Here is a 24,667-nt window from a genome sequence, read left to right as displayed (position 1 = left end):
AAAATGTAATAAACTCCTGATATGTTATTATGTATAGGGTGTAAGTAATGCGATTGCGCTAAGCTTTTTTCTGCTTTATCTCAGAATAACAGTCTGGGTATTAGGAATTTTATGCATAAATCCAAATCCCAGAATAAAAATTAAAAAAGCACTATTTGCTAAAAATTAACCAATGAAAGGGGCTCTTATTAATTACACAATCCTGATAACTCAATCCCCCTTGAAGTGCTGTTGATAAATATAATGAGAATTCAGATAAAACTGTAATGAATTCTCATTATTTAACATTAGTTAATACTTACCTAAGAATTTACACATGTAACGCATTGTATTTAAAGTGTTTTTAATCCTTAAGTGAAATTCTTATCTTCGATCACGTACAAAGAGTGAGGCATATTCACGATTTGGATGTAAAATTTAAGGTATGTGTAGGCACACGCGGTGATACGTTATAGTTACTGAGGGCTGGGCAATTGTACCTTATCAATCAGTTGGTCGAATTTAATCCTGACAGCAAAAGTCTGGTCAATCGTCAGACCGGGCGCGCAATACAACTTCAGCTCCCAGCTTCGCTTTGCTTTCTCTATTTAATTACTCACGCAAATGACATTGTTTCGCAGAACACATTGATAAAAGTGGGTTGGGGTGAGAGAAATAATGTGACCACAACCAACACATTTTACCAGGCTATTCTGACGCTACGTAACGCGCTGGCGGATGTGGGTCTGCCACGTGATACGGTGAAGACTATTTCACGACGCGGACTCAGATTAAATGGAAATACGCAGGTAGAGGCGATAACGCATCCTCAGAGTGAAGTTTTCCAGCCTCCGCTAATAGAGGAATACGCCCCCCCAAAGATAATTCCTCCCGCGGCACAACAAACGACGCGGGTCCCCTGGTGGAATATTATATTTAGCGCTGGCATCGTTATTGCCACATTGGTTATCTGGCTGGTGTGGTATCAGACACGTCCTGTTATGCCGTTTAGTAAATTCATTTCTGTTTCTATGCAGGTCCCATCTCGGCAAAACTGTAAAATTTATTACTCACTGAATGATCACGATCAGGGAAATTATTTCAATCTGATGCAACTGCACCCTTCTCTCTGTGAAAACAACAAGCATGTTTTCCTTTCCGGCTACCGTAAAGCGGAGAGGATCGTGGCATTTGTTTGTGATAAAGATGCACGGGTAGATGCGTACGCGTTTTGTACTACCCATTATTACTGGATGCGCGGGCAATGAAAAAAATACACCACCTTATTTTAATCGTAATCGGCGTGGCGACATTGCTCGGCTCAGGCGGATGGCTATGGCATTCACGCTATGCCGAAAAGCAGCTAAATTGCGTTGGAAATGTCGAATGGAATATTGGCAGCAACCGCTTTGCAGGTACGGTTTCATTTCGGATGTACAAAGATGCAGGGCTAGCGACCATTACCGGAAAACTGTACGGACGTAATACCTCAGACATTAGCAGGAACATCTATTTCAGTTATACCCGGCAGCACGAAGCCCGAGTGCTACAGGCAATGCAGGTGGTCAAAACCTTCGCTGATAGCGCCGATGAAGCTGATATTAACAACACATTACCCGGATTTTACCGTCAAAGCGGACGAAACCTGAGCCTGGTCATGGAGGAGTATAAGGGCGCATGGATTTTTGCCAGCTCAAATGTCCCCTCACTGTATTGCCGCAAAAGGTAACGTCATATCCGGATACAAAAAGCACGCCCCCTTCAATAGAATTCATATTTGCCATCATCGACTTACGCGACATGGGTCACTGAATCCACTCATATCCCATTGCTATTCTTCATCCCGAATCAGGAAACATCCTGAATACCACGATATCCATTGCGCAATAATTAAGCGAAATGGGCGTTTTATTTTGCCCAGAAGACTTCAACCTACGGATGGATATTTGGAGAAGACGTGGACAGGGGCGTTTATCTCTCTCGCGAGCAATGTCTGAGCGTTCAGGCGTTATCGCATTTCAGGAAACGGTGTGTTTCCGGTGTATTTTTGGCGTACATATGAGGGATACGTAATGTTTACTTTTAAAAAGTGCCTGATTGCACTTTCTATAAATTTGGCCGTTGTTTCATCAGGTTTTGCTTGTACGACCCTATTGGTCGGTAATGAAGCATCAGCGGACGGTTCCATGCTGGTAGCCCGTAGCGCTGACAGCGATGCCCTGAAAGCGCAGCATTTTGTCATTCATCCGGCCAAGCAGAATCAGACCGGGATATACAGCACCAAAGCACATAATGGCGCGAATGACTTTACCTGGCCGCTACCCAAAAACTCTCTGCGTTATACCACCGTTCCAAACTGGAAAACCCAACTGCACGGCGCGACCGGATTTAACGAATTGGGCGTTGGCGTGAGCGGTACAGAATCTATTTTTGCCTCAGCAAAAGCGCTGGCTGCCGACCCCTACGTTGAAGATAAAGGGATCACCGAAGATGATATCCCGGATATTCTGTTGTCCCAGAGCAAAACCGCGCGTGAAGCCGTGGCGCTACTGGGTCATATCGTTGAGACCGTCGGCGCTGGGGAAGGTTTTGGCGTGGCCGTCGTCGACGATAACGAAATCTGGTACCTGGAAACCGGCAGCGGTCACCAGTGGATGGCGCAGCGCCTGCCGAATAACCAGTATTTTGCCACCGGTAATCAGGGCCGCTTACAGGATTACGACCCTAAAAACCCGGACATGATGGCGTCAAAAAACCTGATTCAATTTGCGACCGAAAAAGGTCTGTACGAACCGGCAAAAGATGGCAAATTCAACTTCTCTAAAGCCTATACCCGTGATGATGAGCGTGACCGCACGTATAACGATCCTCGCGTATGGACCATCCAGAAAGAGTTCAATCCTTCCGTAAATCAGGATATGGCCAAAGGGCGCGAATTCCCGGTGTTCATGACGCCAGAGAAGAAGATGACGCTGGACGATGTGAAGGCCGTGCTGCGTAACCATTACGAAGGCACCAGCCATGACCCGTACACCAACGGTCTGAACGGCAAAGAGCCATGGCGTCCGGTTAGCGTTTTCCGCACCTATGAAGCGCACGTGATGCAGGTCCGTCCGTGGTTGCCAAAAGAGATTGGTGAAACGACCTACATTGGTCTGGGTATGGCCGACCTCACCGCGTTTGTTCCGTACTACAGCGGCCTGAAAGCATATCCGGCAAACTATACGATGGGTACCGATAAAGCGGACGATCAGTCCATTTACTGGAAATACCGTAAGTTACAGACGCTGACGATGACCGATTATCCGAAGCTCGCGCCAATCGTCAAAAAAGCCTACAAAGCATGGGAAGATAAAGTGGCGAAGGAGCAAAAAGAGGTCGAAGCAAAATATCTGAAGATGGCAAAAACCGATAAACCTGCCGCAGATAAGATGCTGAATGACTTCAACTTGCGCATCATGGCCGATGCCGAGAAGCTGACGGAAGATCTGACTAATCAGCTCTTTACCATCCGCACTAAGGACATTCAGTCTGATATCTTCTTTGCAAACGCTGCGAAAAAAGACTGAGTAACGACACGATGACATGCTGGCGCAAAGTAAGCTTCAAAACTTTGCGCCAGTAGTACGGCTTACATTTCCTTCCGCGGCAGTTGATCGAGAACCAGGCTTCTTAGATGCAAATTGGCCCAGCAGGCTGCCTGTGTTCGGTTATTCACAGATATCTTTTTAAAGATATTATAAATATGCGTTCTCACTGTATTTTCACTAATAAAAAATGCGTTAGCAATTTCTACATTAGACGCACCTTTCGACAACTCGGTCAAAATTTCATATTCTCTTTCGGTTAAAACGCCGTAGTTATTATCTGATGGCGTGAGGTTTACATACTCTGGCAGCGGTGACAGTGAGCGTGGTGGACGGGAGGTTTTTAGCCCCTCTTTAAGGAGTTCTAACAAATATTCTGTAGAGCAATTATTTGGTACGATCGACTCAAAATTTGGCCATAGCATGCTCTCATAGAGTGGGAGCGACCGCAGGCAGTTAATAATATAAACGCGCAAACTATATGCGCTGTCATTGAGTAATTTTGACCAGACATTTTTTAATTTACGGCTTGATGCCTGTATATCATAGAGGATGATACTTCCCTCAACGATAAATGACATGTCTGGTCTGCTAATGTTAACAAAATCAACCAAGATATCGTTTTGCTTATTGAGATAATCCAGCAAGAGTTGCGTCTGTATTGATTGGTTACTAATGAGTATTATCTTACTGTCCATGTTAAGCATATGTAGCCTTCATTCAAATGATGATTGACAATATTCCTTATCGTTATTGCATGCCAAGCCAATAACAAGTCACTACTTAAGATTAAAGATAATCTGATTGAATTATAAGAATTTAGCTAATTGTGCAATTCGATCATTCGCTTTTTCCGAGCGCAGGATTCGATTTTTCTTTATAGCACTTAAAGAAGTATCACAATACAAACATAACATATTGTATTCCAAGTATTTTTATTTGACCTTTGAGTAAAGGACTATCTTACTCACAATCTGCTTATAGATAATAATAATTCATTAATACTCATAGTTAATGATCATTATTAATATTATAGGATGAGTGAAATACGTCCAATCTACGATGTACAACAATAATTTATCTAACATAATTGATAGCGGGCGACTGCCTTACGGGGCGCAAGAAAAAAGGAGCCCAGACAATGTTACTGATAATAGGGACGATCTATCTCTAAATGAGGAGCGCATTATGAGTAAACTATCCATTATAAATTTAATTAGCTGTGCCATCGCAATTCCTTCCGCTATGGCAGATGTTGGACATGGCCCCAACAGGGATCAAAAAGGCGTTGTTAATTTTTCCGGTCATGTTTATTCCAATTCGTGCATAATTGAAGCCGGTGATAAAGATAAACAGGTAAAATTAAACCCAGTTCTCAATACATTAGTTAGCAAATTACATGCAACGCAACTCCAGCAATTCAGTATTAAAGTGAAGGGTTGTTATATTAATGAAAAAATAGTTCCCAAATTAGCCTGGAATGTTAATTCCCCTCTAACTCACGATGGATATCTCAAAAATACGACAAGGGGTGGAGCCCAAAACGTAGCGCTAGTCCTTAAGGATAATCGTGAAAAAAATATTAACCTGAGGAATAAGAATGACCGATTTGAACCTGAGAAAGATTATCTCCTACATGGCAATGATAGCCCGACTTTAACTTATAAATTCAGCGTAGGTTACATTATACCACGTGAAAATAGTGGTTCATCATATGTTCAACCGGGACCGGTAAGCGCTCAGGCAAACTATAGCATTACTTATCTCTAAATACACAATGCTATAGCTGCCTTGCGCTATAGCATTTATTTTAATAGAGGCTTCATGAAAATTTTCATTTATTTATTAGCTCTATTTGCTCTCTCTACCGCACATGCAAATAATATCATTGTCAATGGCACCCGATTTATTTACTGTGAAGATTCCGCAGAAATCACGATACTAATGACGAATACGGGAAACTATCCATCGTTGGCCCAGGTATGGTTGGATGACGGAAATCCAGAAAAGTTACCGGAAGAAATTTCCACTCCATTTATTATTTCTCCACCCATTGCCCGCGTTGACGCAGGCAATGGGCAATCACTCAGAATAAAAAAAGCCGTTGATAAAAATATTGTCGCCACCGACCGTGAGTCTATGTGGTGGCTTAACATACTGGATATTCCTTCCGTGGATAAGAATAGCGTCACGGACAATTCAGCTGTGCTCAATTTAGCCATTCGCTCACGCTTTAAGTTTTTCTGGCGACCCAGTGGGTTAGGTGACCGTCAAAACGCGGAAAATAAGATAAAAATTATTGCTAACCAACGTGACATAACGCTGGTAAACCCCACCCCCTTCTTCATCACGGTTGCGGATATTGTGACGTCATCAGGCCATGGACTCATAAACGAAGGGGTCATGGTCGCCCCGAAAAGCAGAACGACTATCAATGCAAAACAACAAGTCAGCCAGGGTGAATCGGTTGTTTTACAAGCAATCAGCGATTACGGCGGAATTGTGGAACACAAAACAACCATTAATTAATAAAAAGGGATAAAAGGAATTAGTAATGGGTTTATGTAAAAGGATCCTCACCATACCCTGTTTCATTATTTTTCATGGTTCATTATTTTCCGTTGGAGCTCACGCAGAAGACAGCACTCGCTACGAGTTCGATAACGCCATCTTAATGGGCAATGCTTCACTTAACGATTTGCAGTCCTTTAATGTCGCAGGCTTATTGCCCGGGACATATATCGTAGATATTTATATTAATGATAACTGGCGTGGACGTCGTGAACTCTTATTCAAAAAAGATAATCACGGCGATTTAGTTAGCTGTTATTCAGAAGCATTTCTCAAAGGCATGGGCATTAACCCAGAAAAAATGAATCAAACGCTGGCAGCTCACCCTTCACGCTGCGGCAGCATTGCCGATTGGGACACCAGCGGGAAAGCAACGGAGAGACTCAACACCAGCCAGCTTGAGCTGCGCATCACCATCCCGCAGGCTTATGTTGATAATATCGAAAACAATTATGTCCAACCTGAACTCTGGCAACCAGGGGCGCCGGCGATTAATTTCAGCTATAACGCCGATTACTACAGCACCCAGCAACGTGGTAACGATCGTTCAAGTACGGACAGCGCCTGGGTGGGAATGGATATACGAAGCTCTGCTGGAGGGTGGCTAATTGAACATTTTGGTAGCCAAAATTGGGACAGCAAAACAGGTAGCCATTACGCCAATAATCGCACGACGCTAAAACGGCCCATCACTCGTTGGAAATCCATGTTAAGCGCTGGCAAGTTCTATACTGACAGCCAGATGTTCGACAGTATGGCTATTCTCGGAGTGGGATTGGCTTCTGAGGATTTAATGCGCCCGGATAGCACGCTGAACTGGGCGCCGATTATTCGCGGCGTAGCTGAGACCAACGCCCGCATCACCGTCACCCAGGATGGTCAAACCATTCATCAGTCCTCGGTTCCGGCTGGGCCATTCTCGATTGATTCCGTGTTGCCCGCGAATACTGGCGGCGAGTTGTTGGTCACGATTCAGGAATCAGACGGGCGTATCCGCCGCTTTACCGTTCCATACTCTTCGGTACCACAGCTACTAAAACCCGGCATTTCGCGCTATGGCATCACTCTCGGGACCGTCGATGAAGATAATTATGATGAAGATCCGTTTTTAGCCCAGGCCTACTGGCAGTATGGCCTGAACAACTATTTAACGTTGTATACCGGGGCCTCTGGATTCGAGCGCTATCAGTCAGCCCTCATCGGTAGCGGTCTGAACACCCAGCTCGGCGCATTCGCCCTTGATATCACCCAATCGCGCCTGAAGCTTGAGGACAATCGTCAACAAGGACAACAGTATCGTCTGACATGGAATAGCACCCTACCCTGGTCGGCAACCGCGCTCTGGCTGGAAGCAAAATACAGTTCACATCACTTTTACGGTCAACGCGATGCCCTGGATGCACAGGCATTCGTCAGCCAATATTTCTCGTCACGCGAGAAGCAGTCGTTTAGCGCCAGTATTAATCAGCCGTTATCCGATACCTGGGGTTCATTCTATTTATCCGGCTCTCTTAAGAAGTTCTGGGATCAGCAGGATAATTATCGCCAGTATGCCGTGGGATACACCAATGCCTGGGGCAACCTGACCTGGAGTATATCCGCCCAGCGTTTCTGGAATGAGGATCAACAGGGTTCGGTCACCAAAGATGACCAAATCATGCTCTCATTCAGCTATTTCCTGCCCCGGGATAACGCCGGTTTTACGCAGATCTCCTCTGATAGCTACAGCAATAACGGCAAAGCCAGCAATACACGCCTCGGCTTCACGACCTCGACTGATGAGGAAAACAATATCGTTTGGGGGGTCAATACCGGCTATCTCCGCGGCGGTAGTGTGGAATGGGGAGCAAACGGCATGGTGCGTACGCCTTATACCTCGCTGAACGGGACGTGGAGTCAGAGTAACTCATGGCACCAGGTAAGCGGTGGAATGAGTGGCATGCTGGTTGGGCACGCGGGGGGAATAACCTTCTCGCCAGAGCGCTCAGATACCGTCGCGCTGGTCTATGCGCCTGATGCGCATGGCGCTCATCTTGAAGGCGTACCTGGAACCCGCTTCGATAAAAATGGCTACGCCATTCTGCCCTGGCTTCGTCCGTGGCGCGTGAATGACGTTACTATCGATCCAAAAGGTTCAACTGAAGGTCTGAACTTTACTAAAACCCAGGCCAAGATTGCGCCTTACGAAGGTAATGTCATTCCAGTCACCTTTGAAACGACGCTCAGAAAACAGAACATTATTTATCCCCGCCTGCAGGGTCAGCAGAGAATGCCATTCGGTGCCATCATCCGCGACAATGCCAATAATCATGTCGGCTACGTCGGACAAGGCGGTGCGCTTTATATTGATGAAACCACCTCACCAGAAGTGTTCGTTTCACTGGAAACAGGGAAATGCACGATCGTGTTAAAAAACCAGGAGGCCACATGTCGGTAATACGTACCGCTTTAATTCTGGGCTGTGCCTTGGGCATTCATCAGACAGCCAGTGCTGCATGTACCCTGACCACACAAAAGTTTATTTTGTCGCCGGAAATCGTTAACGATAAGCAATCAATCCAGTCAGGGGGAGTTATTCAGACGCGCACGCTTTCGCTACAGAATATTCAGGCGTCAGGCTGTACTGACAACCAGCCTTTTTCCGCACAGATTATTGGCGATCGGTCCGCAATGAAACAACCCGGTATTATACGCAGCAATGTGAGTGGAATTGGCATTAAAGTCACTCTGGAAACCTCAACCGGACAAACGATCCAGTGGCCATCAACTTTCAGAGCGACGGCAGATGAATTCAGGAACAGCAAAATAAAGATTGAGCTGATCAAACTGGATGATCAGCTTGCGGCAGGAGCCGCTGCGGGTTCCATCAACCTGCAAATCAGAAGTGAGGCTCAATCGTTGCCCGTGGTGGATATCATTGTGCCGGCAAAATATATCACGATGCTCAACCGGTCATGCGCAATCAAAGGTAACCGCTCGATCAACGTCAAACTGCCCGATATAGCACTTGAGCAATTCAGAGGCTATGGAAGCACTGCGGGAAGAAAACCATTTACTATCGACCTTCTCTGTAAAAGTGATTTTACGACGCCTTCCCGGGTTATTCTAAGCTGGAGCGACACAGAGAATGGTCACCGCAGTATTATCGGTGTACTTAAGAATATCCACCCCAAAGGTGCTGCTGGCATCGGCATTCAGGTGTTAGATCAACAACAACAGCCTGTTAAATTCAATACACCTTCATATGTCTATTTAGCGCCTCAAGATAAAGGTAATCATTCCATCCCGTTTTATGCTCAGTATTATCAAACAGCTAACAATGTCAGTCCCGGCATTGTACGTTCAGTTTTGTATTTCAATGCTGAGTACCAATAATCAATCCTAATCTAGGTGTACTGCGATGTCTTTGCTCCACGCAAGTGGAGCTTTTTTACATTACACATCTATCGGAATGTAATGTTCACAGGTGATTATTTTATTTTTAAGATCCTCTTGGTTATAATGGAATATTTCAATATCATAGCCTGCCTTTCTTTTTAATTTACTCTCCGGCAACATCTTAAAATAAATATATCTTGAATAGAGTGGATAGTCCTCTTTCTTGAATCTGAATGAAAAACAGGCATACGTTCCCGAAGGACACTCATAACGATTATAGGCATTGGGCGAATGATGACTTTTATTACCAATGATGCTTTTAACTTTCAACCGCATCATTGAGTTTGGATTAGACGAGAAATCAGTTAATGCCCACACATTTTGTTTTGAACTGGTAAGTTGCTCAAATATTAGATTTAATCGATGCAGATGTGAGTCACTGGCAGGCGGGATTGGTGTGTCATAATTGTACTGAAATCCATGCACGGTATCAGCAGGTAAGGTACGTAGTTGCAATTCGCCGACAACAATATCACTGCGCAGTACAAACGACATTAACGGCGAAAGGTCCCAACTGGGATTTTTACGGTATTCTGTGGGGGTATAACCGGTTAGTTTTTTAAATTCACGGCAGAAAGATTGCTGAGAATCGAATCCCACCCGCACTGAAATATCGATAATATCCATATGAGTAAGGCGTAACAAGCTTGCTGCTTTGGTTATCCGTCGCCTACGAATATAAAGCCCCACAGGCATATTTATTCGCTGCTTTAAAATATTCTGTATATGTCTGCGACTGTATCCGGAAAACTGTGAAATGTCATCAATACCAATGCCTGAAACAAAATTATCTTCTATATAATACAATACATCATTTATAGTCTTTGACTTCAATGGCCCTCTCCTACCCCAATAAATAACGTAATAACAAAAAGCATCAATGCGTTTAACAATCAGGCAAAGAAATAGGTATGTATCGGGGCTATTATGTTTTATATCGTAGCGGAAGGTATCTCGTCAAATACCTTTTAATAAATATACAAGTCATTAAATCATCGACCAAAAAATTCTTAACATAAATATTATAAACACTGCATTAATTTAAGAAATAATATTTATCGAAGAAACTATACTCAATGAAACAATTATCACTAACTGATCGGCGTTCCGATCAGATTAATGCCTGCAACAGAGATTAGCTATTATTTATGCGTATGGCTATCGAATAATATTCCTGCGATTGAACACTTCACGGGGAAATGCCCAACGTGTCACACCGCGCCTTCACGGCGTCATGCAGCAGACGGACAGCCGTTGAAAGCTGCTTACGATGTGGGCAAATCATATTCAGCGGGGCTTTCTCGCCCAGGTAATCAGGCATCAGTAGCTGCAATCGTCCATCACGCACATCCTCGCTGACATCCAGCCACGACTTGTACGCGATGCCTTCTCCGGCAATCGCCAGCCGTCGGATTACTTCAGCATCGTCGCTCATAATGGTGCCATTAACCTGCACACTGCTAACCTCGCCGTTATGCGTAAACGTCCAGCGATCGTGCAGGCGTCCGCGTAAGACGAAGGTCATGGCGTTGAGCTGTGTTAAATCATCCGGAGTTTGCGGCGCGCCGTTTTGCACAACCCATTCCGGTGATGCCACCAGCACGCGTCGGTTACCCGGTGCGACAGGCAGCGCAATGTAAGATGCGTCTTCGGTGTTGCCATAGCGAAACGCTACATCGACGGGGTCTTTGAAGACATCCGTCACCTGGTCGGAGAAAAAAATCCGCAGGCGCAGCGCGGGATAGCGGCGTCGAAACGACTGAAAGACCGGCAGCAGTAGGTTCCGACCGAGATCGGAAGGTACAGCGATTTGCAGCGTGCCTGAAACTTCATTTTCCGGGGTCTGAATTTTTTGCAGTCCGGCATGCATCACGTCCAGCATCTGGCGGGCATAGGGTAGCCAGACCTCACCTTCCGGCGTCAGGCGCAGACTGCGCGTGGAGCGGGCGAACAAGCGGATAGCCAGCGTAGATTCCAGGCGCTTAATAGCAGAACTGACCTGAGCAGGCTGAACGCCGACTTCGCGTGCGGCATCGCTAAAACTATTCAGCGCCGCGGCGCGGACAAACAACGTGAGATCTTCAAGCCGGAACATTTTCACTCCCCGAGTATAAGTCCTGTCGCCGAAGGGCTATTTTTCCCGTTCTGCTACCGGTTTACCATCGAATTATTCAACAGATAGAAGGTTTATTAACCGGAGAGATTATGAAAGCCATCGCTATTACCCGCGCCGCAACCGACGGCAGTAACATTGAATTTTTACAAGAGATTGACCTGCCCATGCCCGTCGCCTCCGGGCACGATCTGCTGGTTGAAGTGAAGGCCATTTCCGTCAATCCCGTTGACACCAAGGTCCGCGAAGGTTTTAACACTGATGTGCCCCGCGTGCTGGGTTGGGACGCCGTTGGCGTAGTGAAGTCCGTGGGTGAAGCAGTCACTCTGTTCGCTCCTGGCGATGAAGTCTGGTACGCCGGTGCGCTGGGTCGCGCTGGCAGTAACAGTGAATTTCAGCTGGTTGATGAACGTATTACCGCGCTGAAGCCGCAATCTCTGGACAACGCTTCTGCTGCGGCACTGCCGCTGACCGCCATCACCGCCTGGGAAATGCTGTTCGACCGCCTGGGCGTTGAGGAAAATGGCAATGAAAATGATGTGTTATTGATTGTTGGCGCTGCTGGCGGCGTCGGTTCTATCCTGACGCAACTGGCCAGTAAGCTGACCAAAATGACTGTCATCGGTACCGCTTCACGTCCACAGAGCCAGAAATGGGTACGTGAAGCAGGCGCTCATCATGTGATTGACCACAGCAAGCCGCTGATGGAAGAGCTGGCTCGGATAGGCATTAAAGAGGTGACGCACGTTGCCAGCCTGAACAATACCGAGCAGCACTACCCGCAAATTATTGCCGCCCTGGCGCCGCAGGGCAAACTGGCGCTGATTGACGATCCGCAAACCCTCGATGCACGTCCACTGAAGGCCAAAAGCATTTCGCTGCACTGGGAATTTATGTTTACCCGTTCGATGTTTACCACCCACGACATCATTGCGCAGCATCAGCTATTAACCCGCGTGGCACAGTTGATCGATGACAACACCATTCGCACCACGCTGGGCGAGCATTTTGGCGCAATCAACGCGGCGAATCTGCAAAAAGCGCACGCGCAAATTGAAACCGGTCGTTCAGTCGGCAAGATTGTGCTGGAGGGGTTTTAACATGTCTGATTCAGAGGTGATTTCAATTATTGCGGTACTGAAAGCCAGACCGGGGAAAATCGACGCACTAAAACAGGCGCTGCAGGCTCTGCTGCTGCCCACGCGCCAGGAGCCGGGCAATATTGAGTATGCCCTGTTCCAGTTGCGCGACACACCGGATGTCTTCTACGTTCGTGAATCCTGGCGCGGTCAGGCCGGTCTGGACGAGCATATCGCCCTGCCCCATTTCCAGGCGTTTATTCTGCAAATGAACGAGCTGCTGGCCGAACCGCTACGACTGGATTATCTGACGCCGATTGCGCCGTAAGATGACTGCCGAAGCCCCCTGCGGTGTGGGGGGCTGTGCCCGTCATGTCTCACTCGCTTCGCTATCTCTGCTATGATGCCTGCACACAAATAAAACAAAACAACATGCAGAGGGAAAGATGAGTTCCACCAGAAGAGGGATGATGAACGTCCTGATTGCCGCCGTATTATGGGGAAGTTCAGGCGTTTGCGCGCAGTACATCATGGAACAAAGCCAGATGTCGTCGCAGTTTCTGACCATGACGCGCCTGATTTTCGCGGGGCTAATTCTGCTGATGCTCTCTTTCGTTCACGGCGACAACGTATTCTCCATTATCAAAAACCGCAAGGACGCCATCAGCCTGCTGATTTTTTCCGTGGTCGGGGCACTCACCGTACAGCTAACCTTCCTGCTGACCATCGAAAAATCCAACGCCGCCACCGCGACGGTGCTGCAATTTTTGTCACCGACCATTATCGTGGCGTGGTTCTCCGTGGTGCGCAAAGCGCGGCCGGGGGTTTTAGTGCTGACGGCGATCTTCACCTCGCTCATCGGTACTTTCTTACTGGTCACCCACGGTAACCCGACGTCGTTATCTATCTCAGCTGCCGCGCTGTTTTGGGGAATAGCCTCGGCGTTTGCTGCCGCGTTCTATACCACCTACCCCTCAACGCTCATCGCGCGCTACGGCACGTTGCCGGTCGTCGGCTGGAGTATGTTAATCGGTGGAATGATCCTACTGCCGTTCTATGCCGGGCAGGGAACTCATTTCGTGGTGAATGGCAGTTTAATTCTGGCGTTTTTCTATCTGGTGGTCATCGGCACGTCACTCACGTTTAGCCTGTACCTGAAAGGCGCGCAGATGATTGGCGGACCGAAAGCGAGCATTTTAAGCTGCGCGGAACCGTTGAGCAGTGCGTTGCTGTCCCTGCTGCTGTTAGGCATCACCTTTACCCTGCCAGACTGGCTGGGTACGCTTTTGATCCTCTCATCGGTAGTGCTTATCTCAATGGACTCACGTCGCCGCGCCAGAGCGGTTTAACCCCAACCGGCGCGGCAACGGGTGACGATTACCAGCCCGGAACTGCGCCGCCGTTAAAGATAGTTTCTGCCGCCTTCGCCACTTCCGGTGACTGATAAGATTGCAGGAATTCTTTCACATTCTCGGCATCTTTATTGTCTTCTCGCGCCACCAGAATGTTCACGTACGGTGAATTTTTGTCTTCGATAAATACGCTGTCATGTACCGGAGAAAGCCCGGTTTGCTGGATGTAGGTGGTACTGATAATCGCCACATCCACTTTTTGATCGTCCAGCACGCGCGGTAGCTGCGCCCCTTCCAGTTCCATAATTTTCAGATGTCGCGGATTATCCGTAATATCCAGCGCCGTTGGCAGCAGGCCGGTATCCGCTTTCAGAGTGATTAACTTCTCTTTTTGTAGCAGCAACAGCGCCCGCCCAAGGTTGGTCGGATCGTTAGGTATCGCAATCGTCGCACCGTCTTTTAGTTCAGCAACGGTTTTGATTTTCTTCGAATAACCCGCCATCGGGAACACAAAGGTATTGCCCACCGCTACCAGCTTATAGCCGTGCGCTTTATTATCTTGTTCAAGGAACGGACGATGCTGGAAGACATTGGCATCCAGCTCACCATGATTAGTGGCATCGTTGGGCAGCAGAGAACCGCTAAACCCCACCAATTCCACCTCCAGGCCATATTTTTCTTTAGCGACTTTCTTCGCGACTTCCGCCACATCCTGCTCTGCACCGTTAATCACGCCCACTTTAATATGCTTTGCATCATTGTTCTGCTGATCGCATCCTGCCAACAATAATCCCGCCAGTAATAACGCCGCCCCAGCCCCGAAATAAGGTATCTTCAGTTTCACGTTTTTTCCTTTTGCAATAACCGCCTGATGAGTAATGAAATGACTATAGCGGGAAGGCCGCTGCGGTTTAAAAAACGAAAAAGCATCAGCAAGAAGAAAAAAGCATAATGCGAAAAGGAAAATGAGTCGGAATGTGCCGTTAGGTCATCAAAGGAAAGCCCAGTAATAATTAGCACCAGTTCACGATCAATCCCCTTTTCAAGCATGGCTTGGGCTATCCGCAACGCTTCTTCCTGTTTGCCTTCAAGTCATCCCTTTTGCAGTCCTTCCGGTCATCAAAACGTTTTCGACAAATAATGGCGCGCGGAACCGGTTTCTGGAAAGTTATCGAGGGTCATTTGCAACTGATAGCCGTTTTTCTGATAAAACGGCAGCGCCTGGAAACTCATCGTGTCCACCAGCGCATGCAGGCATCCTCTCTCACGCGCCGTCTGTTCAGCGGCCTGCATCAACTTTGTGCCGTAACCGCCTTTACGCAGCGAGTCATGCATCCACAGGAAATCAATACACAGCCATTCGCCTTTGATTTTACCGATCAGCCCGCCCAGTATTTCATTGTGCTCATCGCGCCAGTACACCGCCAGGTCGCCAAAATTGGTGGTCCTCAGGAACTGGCGATTGTAGGCGCGCAGTCCAACAAGCAGAGCATTTTGATCGTCTTCAGTAATGGTATCTGTAATCTGTATTTGCATCCTATCCTCCTGAAAAACTAAAACTTCTGGCTGATTTTCTTTTTAGAAATTAACACAGGCTGATGAGTGAGGCGCATGCCGTCTACACTTACTCTTGAGATGATGCGCATCGACAACAAGGATTATTATCATGAAACAAGCCGTTTTACCGCTTATTGCCATTCTTTTCATGCTGCCGGGTTTGGCGCAGGCCGATTCGGCTTATGGCTCTCTACAGTCCGTTCATGAAAAAAACACCGTATTGAAGGATTTACGCAAGATTTGTACCCCGCAGGGGTCGCCATCGGATGAGGTGTGGGAAAAAACGATTATGGCTGATACGCGTAATCAGCAACACATCCGCGAAGCCATTCTGGCAATACAAAGAAACAATCAGAACAACTACTGGGAAGCGCTGGGCAAAGTTGAATGCCCGGATTTGTAACTATCGCATTGAAAAACGAGTGCTGTAACCGGTTTCTGTTTTGCAAAATCGCCTATTGTGTAGGGAAATGAAACACATCAAGGAGCAAGATAATGCGATACCGTTTTCCCGAAAACTTTTGGTGGGGCAGTGCCTGCTCGGCGCTGCAAACCGAAGGGGATAGTCTGAACGGCGGCAAAAGCCAGACGACATGGGACGTGTGGTTCGACCGCCAGCCAGGGCGTTTCCATCAGGGGGTTGGCCCGGCGAACACCTCGACCTTTTATCAGCACTGGAAACAGGACATCGCACTGCTCAAACAGCTGAAGCATAACAGCTTCCGCACTTCAATCAGTTGGTCACGACTGATCCCGGACGGTACTGGCGACGTCAACCCGCAGGCGGTTGATTTCTATAACAACGTCATCGATGAGCTGCTGGCGCAAGGCATTACGCCATTTATCACCCTGTTCCACTTCGATATGCCGATGGTGATACAGGAGAAAGGTGGCTGGGAAAACCGTGATGTGGTTGAGGCGTTTGGTCGCTACGCACAAACCTGTTTTACCTTGTTCGGCAATCGGGTGAAGCACTGGTTCACCTTTAACGAACCGATTGTCCCGGTAGAAGGCGGCTATCTGTATGACTTCCATTACCCTAATGTGGTGGATTTCAAACGCGCGGCCACCGTGGCGTATCACACCGTACTGGCGCATTCCACGGCAGTGCGCGCATATCACGCCGGTAGTTATGACGGTGAAATCGGTGTGATCCTGAATTTAACGCCCTCTTATCCGCGCTCACAACACCCGGCAGATGTAAAAGCTGCGCACCATGCGGATCTGCTGTTTAACCGCAGCTTCCTTGACCCGGTGCTAAAAGGTGAATATCCGGCGGATCTGATAGCGCTGCTAAAAGAGTACGATCAACTCCCAGCATGTCAGCCAGGTGACCGTCAGCTCATCGCCGATGGCAAAATCGACCTGCTCGGTATTAATTATTATCAGCCGCGCCGCGTGAAATGTCGTGATACTGCCGTCAATCCTGACGCGCCGTTTATGCCGGAGTGGCTGTTTGATTATTACGAAATGCCAGGGCGTAAAATGAACCCTTACCGTGGCTGGGAAATTTACGAGCCAGGTATTTACGATATTATTACTAATCTGCGTGATAACTACGGCAACCCGCGCTGTTTTATTTCTGAAAACGGCATGGGAGTCGAAAATGAGCAACGTTTTATTCAGCAGGACCAAATCAACGACAGCTACCGTATTGAATTTGTTTCCGCGCATCTTAAATGGCTACATAAAGGCATTAGCGAAGGGTGTAATTGTCTTGGCTACCATATGTGGACCTTTATTGATAACTGGTCCTGGCTCAACGGATATAAAAACCGCTACGGTTTTGTCCAGTTAGATTTAGATACGCAAAAACGTACGGTGAAGAAAAGCGGCGAATGGTTTGCCCATACCGCCGAAAACAAGGGTTTTGATTGAGTCAGTCGTCAGATAGCGGTGTTGCCTGAAAGCTGCGCGCCATCAGGCAACAATCTCACTGTATTCTGACCTTCATCGTGACCAGAAGCGCCGTCAGCAGCATCAGGCTGCCGGACAGCATCAGGGGTGAAAGCAGTCCGAGGTTATCGAGCGCATAGCCTCCCACCGCTGCCCCGCAGGTATTGGCAAGTTGGATCACGGCGACCTGGACGGATCCGGCTTTTTCTGCCTGATCGGCAAGCGATCGGGTGATCCACGTCGACCAACCGACCGGAACCAACGCAAACGCCAGGCCCCAGATAATCGCAATACCTGCCGCCACAACTTTGTCGCTACCCCACAGGATCAGGACCAGCGCGCTAAGCGCCAGCACCAGCGGCGCACCGGCTAAGGCCAGTTTGACCGATTGCTTCAGGACCACCGAGGAGAGCGACGTCCCGACAAAGCTGGCGATACCAAAACTCAGCAGCACCAACGTCAGGCCATCAACTTCAAAGCCTGCCAGATTCATATAGATCGGGCGAATATAGGTAAAGAAGGCGAACTGTCCGGCAAAGGACATAAAGATGGCAATCATCCCGGCCATCACCCCCGGGCGCTGCAGCAGGCTGAACATATTTTGTTTCTGATGAGAAGGTTCACCTGGCAACGACGGCAGCGCTCTCACCACCCAAATCGTGCACAGCACGCCCATTACCGCCGCCGCATTAAACACGTTGCGCCAGCCGATAATACCGCCCAAAAAACTCCCCAGCGGCGCGGCAATCACCAGCGCGACAGAGACCGCGCCAAAAATCACCGACAGCGCTTTCGGTACCGTACGGGCGGGAACCAGACGCATGGTCAGCGACGCTGACATCGCCCAGAATCCGCCAAGCGCCAGACCGAGGCAGGCGCGGCCAATGAGCAGCAGTGAAAAAGAGTTGGCAAAGGAAACCAGCAGGCAGGAGAGCGTCAGCAGCACCGAAAACACAATCACCACGTAGCGACGATCGGTCGCCTGGATAATTTGCGTCACAAACAGGCTGGCGAACATGGCAACAAATGCCGTCACAGTCACCGATTGTCCGGCAACCCCTTCAGAAATCCCCAGATCCTGCGCCATCGGCGTTAACAGGCTAACGGGCAGAAACTCAACGGTTATCAGGCAGGCAACGCAGAACGCCACGGCGAATACCGCCGACCAGTTCGGTCGGGTATTTGCCTCAGCGCGGGATTTTTGTTCAACAGCTTCACTCATTTTGTTACCTGCGTGGGGTTATTGCAGAAAAGTTACGCAGTGTAACATTAAATTTGTGACGCATTTAACGTTTTGGCAACTTTACCGCTGAATGTCGACGTGTCTTATTCGACCAGCGGCAGGGTCCCTTTGTCGGCCTGAGTCACGTAACGCCAACAGGCATGACTGTCAGTGCAGCCAGTGCACGCCATCTTCGGGCTGGAAAAAGGCGTTATAGCGCATCTGAAACGCATTAAACTCCTGCATATCCGGCTCTATCTCGCGCAGAAAACCGAGCGCCAGACGCACCTGTGCGTCAGTAATCGGCGTGGCCAATCGGGCTTTTTGCAGCCAACGGTGCCATTGCAGCAGATTCGACTCACTGCCGTCGACAATAACGATTTGCCAGATCAACAACACCTGGGCAGCATTTTGCAGATGTGATTCATCTGGGCGGTGGAGGTACTGTAAAAAAGCCTCACCCTGTACTTTTCCCATCTGATCGATCATCGACTCTACCGGCACAACATCAATATTCAGTCGCTCGCTCAGACGGCGAATTGCCCGTCGAGATCCGGACGTCAACACCCGAAAACCCACTACAAAAACAACGACCAATGTGGCCAGCATTATCCAAATCATGCGCACATCCATTACCAGACAGGATGCCCATCATAACGGCAAATTCCTCTCTGTCGACGACTGAACGTATCAACACGATTCAGGATGGATCCGCGACATAAAAAAGCCCGCCATCCAGGCGGGCAAAAGTTACCAATGCACACTTAACTTAAGCGACTTTCAATTGTTGAATTTTTTTCTCGCGGCGAATTTTACGTTCTTCAAACACGGCCACGATGGCCATCAGGCAGATACAACCGATGGCGGCGGTATCCAGCGCGGCGAACGTGCCCGCCCAGCCGGTCAGACCAAAAATCGGCGTGCCGTCAGCAATCATCCCCAGACCCAGCTTGGCGAAGCTGTCACCAATCAGATATGCGAAGGTGCCTTTAATCCCATCGGCTGCGCCGATCGCTTTTTTCGGTACGAATCCGACGGCTGCAACGCCGATTAACAGCTGAGGACCAAACACCAGGAAGCCCAGCGCAAACAGCGAAGCCAGATAGACATACTGGTTGCTGGCGTGCTGATAAACGCCCAGGGTCGCGATAATCAACGCCAGCGCCACGCAGGCTACCAGCGCACGACGACCGTTAGCCAGGTCAGAGAGCCAACCCCACAATAGCGTGCCGACCAACGCGCCCACTTCAAACAGGGTAAAGCCCTGAATCGCCACCTCTTTGGAGAGCTTCAGCTCCTGGAAAGCGTAGACAGTGGACCACTGGTCGATACCGATGCGCACCACGTACAGGAAAATGTTGGAGAAGCACAGCAGCCAGATCACTTTGTTTTTCAGCACGTATTCAACAAAGATCTGCCATTTGGTCATCTCATTTTCTTCAGTCTCTTTGTCTTCTTCGCTTATCTCCTCGCCGAACAGCTCTTCAGCTTTACCGAGGCCATAAGACTCCGGGGAGTCGCTGCCGTAGCGCAGGCCGATAAAGCCGACAATCAGGGCGATAATTGACGGGAAGATAAACATACCAATGACGTGACCGTCGAACAGATAGTTGGCGCCAAACAGCGCCACGCCAGCCGCACCCGCACCACCGAGGTTATGGGAGATATTCCACATACCGAGGTAAGAACCCCGCTTGCGACGCGGCGTCCATTTGGTGATGGTGGAATAGCTACACGAGCCACCGGTACTCTGGAAAAAACCGCTCAGCGCGTAGAAGGCGATCATCAGGAACAGGCTGGTTGAACCCGCCCCCATGCTGGCGCTGAAGCCGAGCATACAGATGGCGGAGAGGATCAGCATAAACGGCAGGAACTGCTTGGTATTTTTGCCGTCGGCATAGTAAGAAACCAGCGTTTTACCCACGCCGTAGGTGATGGAGAAGCCCAAGCCAATCATCCCCAGCTGCGTCATGCTCAGCCCGTAGGTGGAGATCATGTCGTTCTGCGCGATGTTGAAGTTTTTGCGGATCAGATACATGGTCAGGTAGCCAATAAAGACCACCAGATAGGACTGCATGAACGGTTTGAACCACATTTTGCGCCGCACATCGAGCGGCAGATCCAGGGTCGGCTTGCGTACCTGGTTTAGAAAGGCCAGCATTTGACACTCCCGAGCTAATTTTTATACCTGCGAATGGCAGGCATTGTAAAAATCAGCCGGGGGACACGCCTGAGACAGCGTCCAGGTGAAACCGGGAAAATTTCTTAGTTTTACCTTACTCGGGGCAAAAAGGTGAGGTGCATCACGCTTCGTTGAGTTCGCGTGGAGCCTGGGCGTTCAAAAACGGCAGCAGCAGCAGCGCGGAAATCCCCGCCGCAATGGCGATCACCACAAAGAATCCGGTCCAGTGCCAGACCTCCATCACCTTCGCCAGCGGCCAGCCGGAAAGCGATGCCCCCAGATAGGCAAACAGCCCGACAAATCCGGTTGCCGCGCCCGCTGCCTCTTTGTGCGAGCACTCCGCCGCCGCCATGCCGATCAGCATTTGCGGGCCGAAGACGAAGAATCCGGTGGTGAAGAAGCACGCCGCCTGCATCACGTAACTGGCGAACGGCATCAGCCACAACGAGCCCACGGAGAGCAAAATTCCGGCAGCGAAAATCAGGTTCATTGGACCGCGGTTGCCGTTAAACAGTTTGTCCGAGCCCCAGCCTGCGACCAGCGCGCCGATAAATCCGCCCAATTCGAACATGGTCACGGCGGTATTGGCGGTCACCAGATCCACGCCGAGCGTCTCCGACATATACAGATTGCCCCAGTCGTTGATGGCGGCGCGGACGACGTACACCAGCACGTAACACAGCGACAGCAGCCAGATGTAGGGATTCAGCAATACATAGCGGGTGAGAATCTCTTTACGGCTCAGCCCTGCGCCTTCCTGCTGCTGGGCGATTTCCAGCTCATCATGGCGCCAGTCGCCAATCGGCGGCAGACCAATCGCCTGCGGCCTGTCGCGCAGCCGCCAGCAGAGAAAAATCCCCACCACAATCGCCAACAGCCCAGCGATCATCATCCCGGCACGCCAGCCGTAGTGCAGCGCCGTCGCCGCCATCACGATAGGGATCAGCGCCCCGCCAACATTGTGCGCAGTATTCCACAGCGCCCACCAGCCTCCGCGTTCGGTACGCGAATACCACGAGGTCAATAAACGCGCGCAGACCGGCGATCCCCAGCCCTGGAAAAAGGCGTTCAGCGCCCAGAGCACCGCAAAAGCCCAGAGCGAGGTGGAGAAGCCAAACAGAATGTTCACCACGCCGGTGGCGATAAGCCCAAACCCCATAAAATAACGGGCGTTGGAACGGTCACTGACGATACCGGAAACAAACTTCGACAGGCCGTAGGTGATGTAAAACAGCGTCGCCAACAGACCAATGTCGCTGCGGGTCAGCACGCCGCTGGTGAGGATATCCGGTACGGCGGCGTTGAAGCTCTTGCGTGTGAAATAGAACAGCGCGTAGCCGAGCCAGATAGTGGTCAGAATATGCCGCCGCCAGTAGCGGTAGAGGGCATCCACTTCACGCTTATCGGTGATGAGCGGCGCGCTGACTGGGGATTTTAAAAACGAAAACATGACCGCTCCTTACACATAACGCTGGGGTAACGACACGCTGACCCGCGTGCCGTGCGTACAGGAAATCGAGAGCGATCCCCCGAGGGCGGTAATACGTTCACGCATCCCGGTGAGGCCAAATCCCTGCTGATTCGACCCCGGCGGCAGGCCGCTGCCGTCGTCCTCAATCACCAGCATCAGCCGTTCATCCTGCTGCCAGCCCTGAAGCGTCACCGCGCTGGCGTTGGCGTGCTTAACGATGTTGTTCAGCCCTTCCTGACAGACGCGAAACAGCGTCACCCGCTGACTTTCGCTGAGTGCAGATTCGTCAATTCGCCAGTCAAGGTGGCTGACAATGCCACGGCTTTCCAGCTCCATTTCACGCATCAATGAGCGGATCGCTTGTTCCAGCGTGAGATCATCCAACTGGCGCGGACGCAGACGACCCAACAGACGACGCACCGAATCGTACACGCCAAGAGAAAGTTGTTCGATATGCGCCCCGCTGCGCTTCACCCCTGCGTTTTCCGGTGCCAGCCGCTGGACAATGCCCGCCTGGGTGCGAATGGCGGTGATGGTCTGACCGATATCATCGTGCAGTTCGCGCGCCACATCCCGGCGCACGCTCTCTTCGGTCTCCAGCAGGCGTTCAGCCAGACGGTGGTTGCGCGCTAATTCGTTTTGCAGCGACTGGTTAAGCTCGCGCAGACGCTGGATCCCCGCGCCGAGCAGCAGCCCGGTCAGGCTTTGCACCAGCAGGGAGAGCAACAGGTCGACGGGATGATCGTGCCAGGTCTGGCTGGCAATCAGCGCAATGGCGTTCATTAACGTGGCAATCAGTGCCCCCTGCCAGCCGTAGTGCCAGGCGAGCGCAATGATCGGCAGCGCGAGGCAAAACGGCGTGAAGCGCGACAGTTCATCGGGCAGGCCAAGCTGCAACCACAGGCTGACGCTAAACAGCAGCAGATACCAGACCAGATGCCGCCCGCGCCAGTTCACCGGCTGAGACACCACCGCCGGACCCAGCGGCAACCAGGTGGTGCTGGTAAGATAGTGCCAGAAAACCAGACAGATCGGAGCCAGCGTTAATCCACCGGTGAGCGTCAGCAGTAGGGCATTCCACGCCTCTTCGCCTTGCCCAAGCCAGGGCAGCGATTGCAGCAACGCCGCCGCCGTCAGCGCCGCGCCCTGCAACAGCAGCGTGCGCCAGTCGCGCTGATGGCGGTAGCGCGAAATCAGCATCACCGGGAGTAACGTGAGGAAGCTCCCGATCATCAAAAGTGGCAAGTGAGCCAGCGCCACTTCCTGCGCCAGCCAGAAAAGAAGCAGCCATTCCGCACCCAGCAGCACCGGCCAGTAGCCGCGTGGACATTGCAGCATCAGCCCCAGACGCAGGCCAAACGGAAACAGCAGTACCGCCAGCTCCGGGCGCTCAACCAGGTGCAGGCTGATACTCCACAAGCAGAACCACGCGGCAGAGAAGATAAAGAAGCAGGCAACAACGGTGATTAACCGGGAACAGAGCGTGTTCATTGCCAGCCGTCAAACATCCGGCGGGCCAGTTCGACATCGTTGCTAACGCCCAGTTTTTCCATCAGGTTAGCGCGATGCACGTGCACCGTTTTCGGCGACAGGCCCAGTTCGGCGGCAATCTCTTTTACCGCCATGCCTTGCGCCAGTTTCTCCGCCACCTGACGTTCGCGTTTGGTCAGCGGATCCTGACGACCAGCCGCCAGTTTGACGGCGATATCCGGCGTCAAATAGCAGCCGCCGGTCGCCACGGTATGCACCGCCGCGATCAGCTCATCAGGACTACAGCGTTTAGAAAGGAAACCACGCGCGCCCGCGTTGAGCGCCTGCTCCACCAGCGCGGGGCTGTCGTGGACGGAGAGCATGATAATCGCCATCCCTTTTGGCAACTGGCTTAACAGTTCAAGACCGGAGATATCAGGCATCGAGATATCACAGATACATACCTGCACGCCACGTCCCGGTAATCCCACCAGCGCCTCACTGCCTGAGCCGAACTCAGCCACAACCTGCAAATCAGGTTCCAGCCCCAGCAACTGGGCAAAGCCGGAGCGGACGATAGTGTGGTCGTCAATAAGGGCAACGGTGATCATGGGTTCTGTCCTGGGGGATAAAAAACGTGCTTACCTTAACGATATACACTTTATCCTTCAAGCAGCCTCTGCGTTGGCTTGGTCTGCTCACCCGAGTCACTGACTTGAGTAAGCTTCTGAGGTGAGCAGACTTGCCGCC

Annotated in this window: 23 protein-coding genes and 1 pseudogene; 12 read left to right on the top strand and 12 right to left on the bottom strand. The window is 50.2% G+C overall.

Annotated elements, in window-relative coordinates; translation table 11 throughout:
• Positions 1 to 473: 473 nt before the first annotated feature.
• The 3 genes from HV243_RS00290 (at position 474) to HV243_RS00280 (ending at position 3,548) form a co-directional block, all read left to right on the top strand.
• Entirely contained in the window at positions 474 to 1,247 is a 774-nt protein-coding gene (locus HV243_RS00290; protein WP_053389774.1) for a winged helix-turn-helix domain-containing protein, read from the top strand.
• Positions 1,244 to 1,708 (top strand): hypothetical protein, encoded by a 465-nt coding sequence (locus HV243_RS00285; protein ID WP_016155024.1) that lies wholly within the window; start codon positions 1,244 to 1,246, stop codon positions 1,706 to 1,708. The genes HV243_RS00290 and HV243_RS00285 overlap by 4 nt, the downstream gene beginning before the upstream one ends.
• A gap of 343 nt (positions 1,709 to 2,051) precedes the next feature.
• On the top strand, positions 2,052 to 3,548 hold the full coding sequence (locus HV243_RS00280) for a C69 family dipeptidase (protein WP_047498724.1): 1,497 nt from the start codon (positions 2,052 to 2,054) through the stop codon (positions 3,546 to 3,548).
• Between the two features lie 62 nt (positions 3,549 to 3,610).
• On the opposite strand, the gene HV243_RS00275 is transcribed toward HV243_RS00280, so the two are convergent.
• Positions 3,611 to 4,273, bottom strand: a complete 663-nt coding sequence (locus HV243_RS00275) for a LuxR C-terminal-related transcriptional regulator (protein ID WP_053389773.1) — start codon at positions 4,271 to 4,273, stop codon at positions 3,611 to 3,613.
• Between the two features lie 481 nt (positions 4,274 to 4,754).
• Between HV243_RS00275 and HV243_RS00270 the strand changes: the two genes are divergently transcribed.
• The 4 genes from HV243_RS00270 to HV243_RS00255 are packed head-to-tail and all read left to right on the top strand — an operon-like array spanning position 4,755 to position 9,512.
• Positions 4,755 to 5,336 carry a fimbrial protein gene (locus HV243_RS00270; RefSeq protein ID WP_053389772.1) on the top strand — a complete coding sequence of 194 codons (582 nt, stop codon included), beginning with the start codon at positions 4,755 to 4,757 and terminating at the stop codon, positions 5,334 to 5,336.
• A gap of 54 nt (positions 5,337 to 5,390) precedes the next feature.
• Positions 5,391 to 6,095 (top strand): molecular chaperone, encoded by a 705-nt coding sequence (locus HV243_RS00265; RefSeq protein WP_053389771.1) that lies wholly within the window; start codon positions 5,391 to 5,393, stop codon positions 6,093 to 6,095.
• A 25-nt stretch (positions 6,096 to 6,120) separates the two neighbouring features.
• Positions 6,121 to 8,574 carry a fimbria/pilus outer membrane usher protein gene (locus HV243_RS00260; protein WP_053389770.1) on the top strand — a complete coding sequence of 818 codons (2,454 nt, stop codon included), beginning with the start codon at positions 6,121 to 6,123 and terminating at the stop codon, positions 8,572 to 8,574.
• Entirely contained in the window at positions 8,565 to 9,512 is a 948-nt protein-coding gene (locus HV243_RS00255; protein WP_053389769.1) for a fimbrial protein, read from the top strand. Before HV243_RS00260 ends, HV243_RS00255 begins: the two co-directional genes overlap by 10 nt.
• Before the next feature lie 60 nt (positions 9,513 to 9,572).
• On the opposite strand, the gene HV243_RS00250 is transcribed toward HV243_RS00255, so the two are convergent.
• Positions 9,573 to 10,409 carry a helix-turn-helix domain-containing protein gene (locus HV243_RS00250; RefSeq protein ID WP_046275320.1) on the bottom strand — a complete coding sequence of 279 codons (837 nt, stop codon included), beginning with the start codon at positions 10,407 to 10,409 and terminating at the stop codon, positions 9,573 to 9,575.
• Positions 10,410 to 10,764: 355 nt separating this feature from the next.
• A complete protein-coding gene (locus tag HV243_RS00245) occupies positions 10,765 to 11,670 on the bottom strand; it encodes a LysR family transcriptional regulator (RefSeq protein ID WP_053389768.1) in 906 nt (301 codons plus the stop codon).
• Between the two features lie 110 nt (positions 11,671 to 11,780).
• Between HV243_RS00245 and HV243_RS00240 the strand changes: the two genes are divergently transcribed.
• The 3 genes from HV243_RS00240 to HV243_RS00230 all read left to right on the top strand — a co-directional run bounded on the left by HV243_RS00240 (position 11,781) and on the right by HV243_RS00230 (position 14,116).
• Positions 11,781 to 12,788, top strand: coding sequence for a zinc-binding alcohol dehydrogenase family protein (locus HV243_RS00240; RefSeq protein WP_053389767.1), 1,008 nt, complete (start codon positions 11,781 to 11,783; stop codon positions 12,786 to 12,788).
• A 1-nt stretch (position 12,789) separates the two neighbouring features.
• The gene (locus HV243_RS00235; protein WP_046276186.1) at positions 12,790 to 13,095 is read left to right on the top strand and encodes a putative quinol monooxygenase; all 306 of its coding nucleotides are present in this window, start codon (positions 12,790 to 12,792) and stop codon (positions 13,093 to 13,095) included.
• A 118-nt stretch (positions 13,096 to 13,213) separates the two neighbouring features.
• Positions 13,214 to 14,116 (top strand): carboxylate/amino acid/amine transporter, encoded by a 903-nt coding sequence (locus tag HV243_RS00230; RefSeq protein WP_016155035.1) that lies wholly within the window; start codon positions 13,214 to 13,216, stop codon positions 14,114 to 14,116.
• A 28-nt stretch (positions 14,117 to 14,144) separates the two neighbouring features.
• On the opposite strand, the gene nlpA is transcribed toward HV243_RS00230, so the two are convergent.
• From nlpA to HV243_RS00220, 3 genes and pseudogenes are all read right to left on the bottom strand, one after another.
• The gene (nlpA, locus tag HV243_RS00225; RefSeq protein ID WP_016157795.1) at positions 14,145 to 14,963 is read right to left on the bottom strand and encodes a lipoprotein NlpA; all 819 of its coding nucleotides are present in this window, start codon (positions 14,961 to 14,963) and stop codon (positions 14,145 to 14,147) included.
• Between the two features lie 125 nt (positions 14,964 to 15,088).
• Positions 15,089 to 15,229, bottom strand: a pseudogene (locus HV243_RS25435) (ISNCY family transposase); the annotation flags it as partial.
• 9 nt (positions 15,230 to 15,238) lie between these two features.
• A complete protein-coding gene (locus HV243_RS00220) occupies positions 15,239 to 15,655 on the bottom strand; it encodes a GNAT family N-acetyltransferase (protein ID WP_016155037.1) in 417 nt (138 codons plus the stop codon).
• A gap of 130 nt (positions 15,656 to 15,785) precedes the next feature.
• On the opposite strand from HV243_RS00220, the gene HV243_RS00215 reads away from it, so the two are divergent.
• Positions 15,786 to 16,079, top strand: coding sequence for a YicS family protein (locus HV243_RS00215; protein WP_019078023.1), 294 nt, complete (start codon positions 15,786 to 15,788; stop codon positions 16,077 to 16,079).
• Positions 16,080 to 16,171: 92 nt separating this feature from the next.
• Positions 16,172 to 17,554 (top strand): glycoside hydrolase family 1 protein, encoded by a 1,383-nt coding sequence (locus HV243_RS00210; RefSeq protein ID WP_053389764.1) that lies wholly within the window; start codon positions 16,172 to 16,174, stop codon positions 17,552 to 17,554.
• 55 nt (positions 17,555 to 17,609) lie between these two features.
• Here HV243_RS00210 and nepI read toward each other — a convergent pair whose 3' ends face one another.
• The 6 genes from nepI to uhpA all read right to left on the bottom strand — a co-directional run bounded on the left by nepI (position 17,610) and on the right by uhpA (position 24,528).
• Complete coding sequence (gene nepI, locus HV243_RS00205; RefSeq protein WP_053389763.1) at positions 17,610 to 18,794, bottom strand: purine ribonucleoside efflux pump NepI; 1,185 nt, start codon at positions 18,792 to 18,794, stop codon at positions 17,610 to 17,612.
• 168 nt (positions 18,795 to 18,962) lie between these two features.
• Complete coding sequence (locus tag HV243_RS00200) at positions 18,963 to 19,415, bottom strand: DUF1198 family protein (protein WP_016157801.1); 453 nt, start codon at positions 19,413 to 19,415, stop codon at positions 18,963 to 18,965.
• Between the two features lie 148 nt (positions 19,416 to 19,563).
• Positions 19,564 to 20,955 carry a hexose-6-phosphate:phosphate antiporter gene (gene uhpT, locus HV243_RS00195; RefSeq protein ID WP_003023929.1) on the bottom strand — a complete coding sequence of 464 codons (1,392 nt, stop codon included), beginning with the start codon at positions 20,953 to 20,955 and terminating at the stop codon, positions 19,564 to 19,566.
• A gap of 142 nt (positions 20,956 to 21,097) precedes the next feature.
• Positions 21,098 to 22,426, bottom strand: coding sequence for an MFS transporter (locus HV243_RS00190; RefSeq protein ID WP_053389762.1), 1,329 nt, complete (start codon positions 22,424 to 22,426; stop codon positions 21,098 to 21,100).
• Positions 22,427 to 22,435: 9 nt separating this feature from the next.
• Positions 22,436 to 23,938, bottom strand: a complete 1,503-nt coding sequence (uhpB, locus tag HV243_RS00185; protein WP_016157802.1) for a signal transduction histidine-protein kinase/phosphatase UhpB — start codon at positions 23,936 to 23,938, stop codon at positions 22,436 to 22,438.
• Positions 23,935 to 24,528 (bottom strand): transcriptional regulator UhpA, encoded by a 594-nt coding sequence (gene uhpA, locus HV243_RS00180; protein WP_016157803.1) that lies wholly within the window; start codon positions 24,526 to 24,528, stop codon positions 23,935 to 23,937. The genes uhpB and uhpA overlap by 4 nt, the downstream gene beginning before the upstream one ends.
• Between the last annotated feature and the right edge of the window lie 139 nt (positions 24,529 to 24,667).

The sequence above is a fragment of the Citrobacter sp. RHBSTW-00599 genome, from assembly GCF_013784065.1.
GTDB lineage: Bacteria > Pseudomonadota > Gammaproteobacteria > Enterobacterales > Enterobacteriaceae > Citrobacter > Citrobacter braakii.
This window is presented reverse-complemented; position numbering and strand designations above follow the sequence as displayed.

Coding starts and splice junctions, on each gene's coding strand:
- HV243_RS00265 (WP_053389771.1), top strand. CDS start 5,391: ATGAAAATTTTCATTTATTTATTAGCTCTATTTGCTCTCTCTACCGCA.
- HV243_RS00220 (WP_016155037.1), bottom strand. CDS start 15,655: ATGCAAATACAGATTACAGATACCATTACTGAAGACGATCAAAATGCT.
- HV243_RS00200 (WP_016157801.1), bottom strand. CDS start 19,415: ATGATTTGGATAATGCTGGCCACATTGGTCGTTGTTTTTGTAGTGGGT.
- HV243_RS00285 (WP_016155024.1), top strand. CDS start 1,244: ATGAAAAAAATACACCACCTTATTTTAATCGTAATCGGCGTGGCGACA.
- HV243_RS00210 (WP_053389764.1), top strand. CDS start 16,172: ATGCGATACCGTTTTCCCGAAAACTTTTGGTGGGGCAGTGCCTGCTCG.
- HV243_RS00275 (WP_053389773.1), bottom strand. CDS start 4,273: ATGCTTAACATGGACAGTAAGATAATACTCATTAGTAACCAATCAATA.
- HV243_RS00255 (WP_053389769.1), top strand. CDS start 8,565: ATGTCGGTAATACGTACCGCTTTAATTCTGGGCTGTGCCTTGGGCATT.
- uhpA (WP_016157803.1), bottom strand. CDS start 24,528: ATGATCACCGTTGCCCTTATTGACGACCACACTATCGTCCGCTCCGGC.
- HV243_RS00230 (WP_016155035.1), top strand. CDS start 13,214: ATGAGTTCCACCAGAAGAGGGATGATGAACGTCCTGATTGCCGCCGTA.
- HV243_RS00245 (WP_053389768.1), bottom strand. CDS start 11,670: ATGTTCCGGCTTGAAGATCTCACGTTGTTTGTCCGCGCCGCGGCGCTG.
- HV243_RS00260 (WP_053389770.1), top strand. CDS start 6,121: ATGGGTTTATGTAAAAGGATCCTCACCATACCCTGTTTCATTATTTTT.
- nepI (WP_053389763.1), bottom strand. CDS start 18,794: ATGAGTGAAGCTGTTGAACAAAAATCCCGCGCTGAGGCAAATACCCGA.
- HV243_RS00215 (WP_019078023.1), top strand. CDS start 15,786: ATGAAACAAGCCGTTTTACCGCTTATTGCCATTCTTTTCATGCTGCCG.
- HV243_RS00270 (WP_053389772.1), top strand. CDS start 4,755: ATGAGTAAACTATCCATTATAAATTTAATTAGCTGTGCCATCGCAATT.
- HV243_RS00190 (WP_053389762.1), bottom strand. CDS start 22,426: ATGTTTTCGTTTTTAAAATCCCCAGTCAGCGCGCCGCTCATCACCGAT.
- HV243_RS00240 (WP_053389767.1), top strand. CDS start 11,781: ATGAAAGCCATCGCTATTACCCGCGCCGCAACCGACGGCAGTAACATT.
- uhpT (WP_003023929.1), bottom strand. CDS start 20,955: ATGCTGGCCTTTCTAAACCAGGTACGCAAGCCGACCCTGGATCTGCCG.
- uhpB (WP_016157802.1), bottom strand. CDS start 23,938: ATGAACACGCTCTGTTCCCGGTTAATCACCGTTGTTGCCTGCTTCTTT.
- HV243_RS00280 (WP_047498724.1), top strand. CDS start 2,052: ATGTTTACTTTTAAAAAGTGCCTGATTGCACTTTCTATAAATTTGGCC.
- HV243_RS00235 (WP_046276186.1), top strand. CDS start 12,790: ATGTCTGATTCAGAGGTGATTTCAATTATTGCGGTACTGAAAGCCAGA.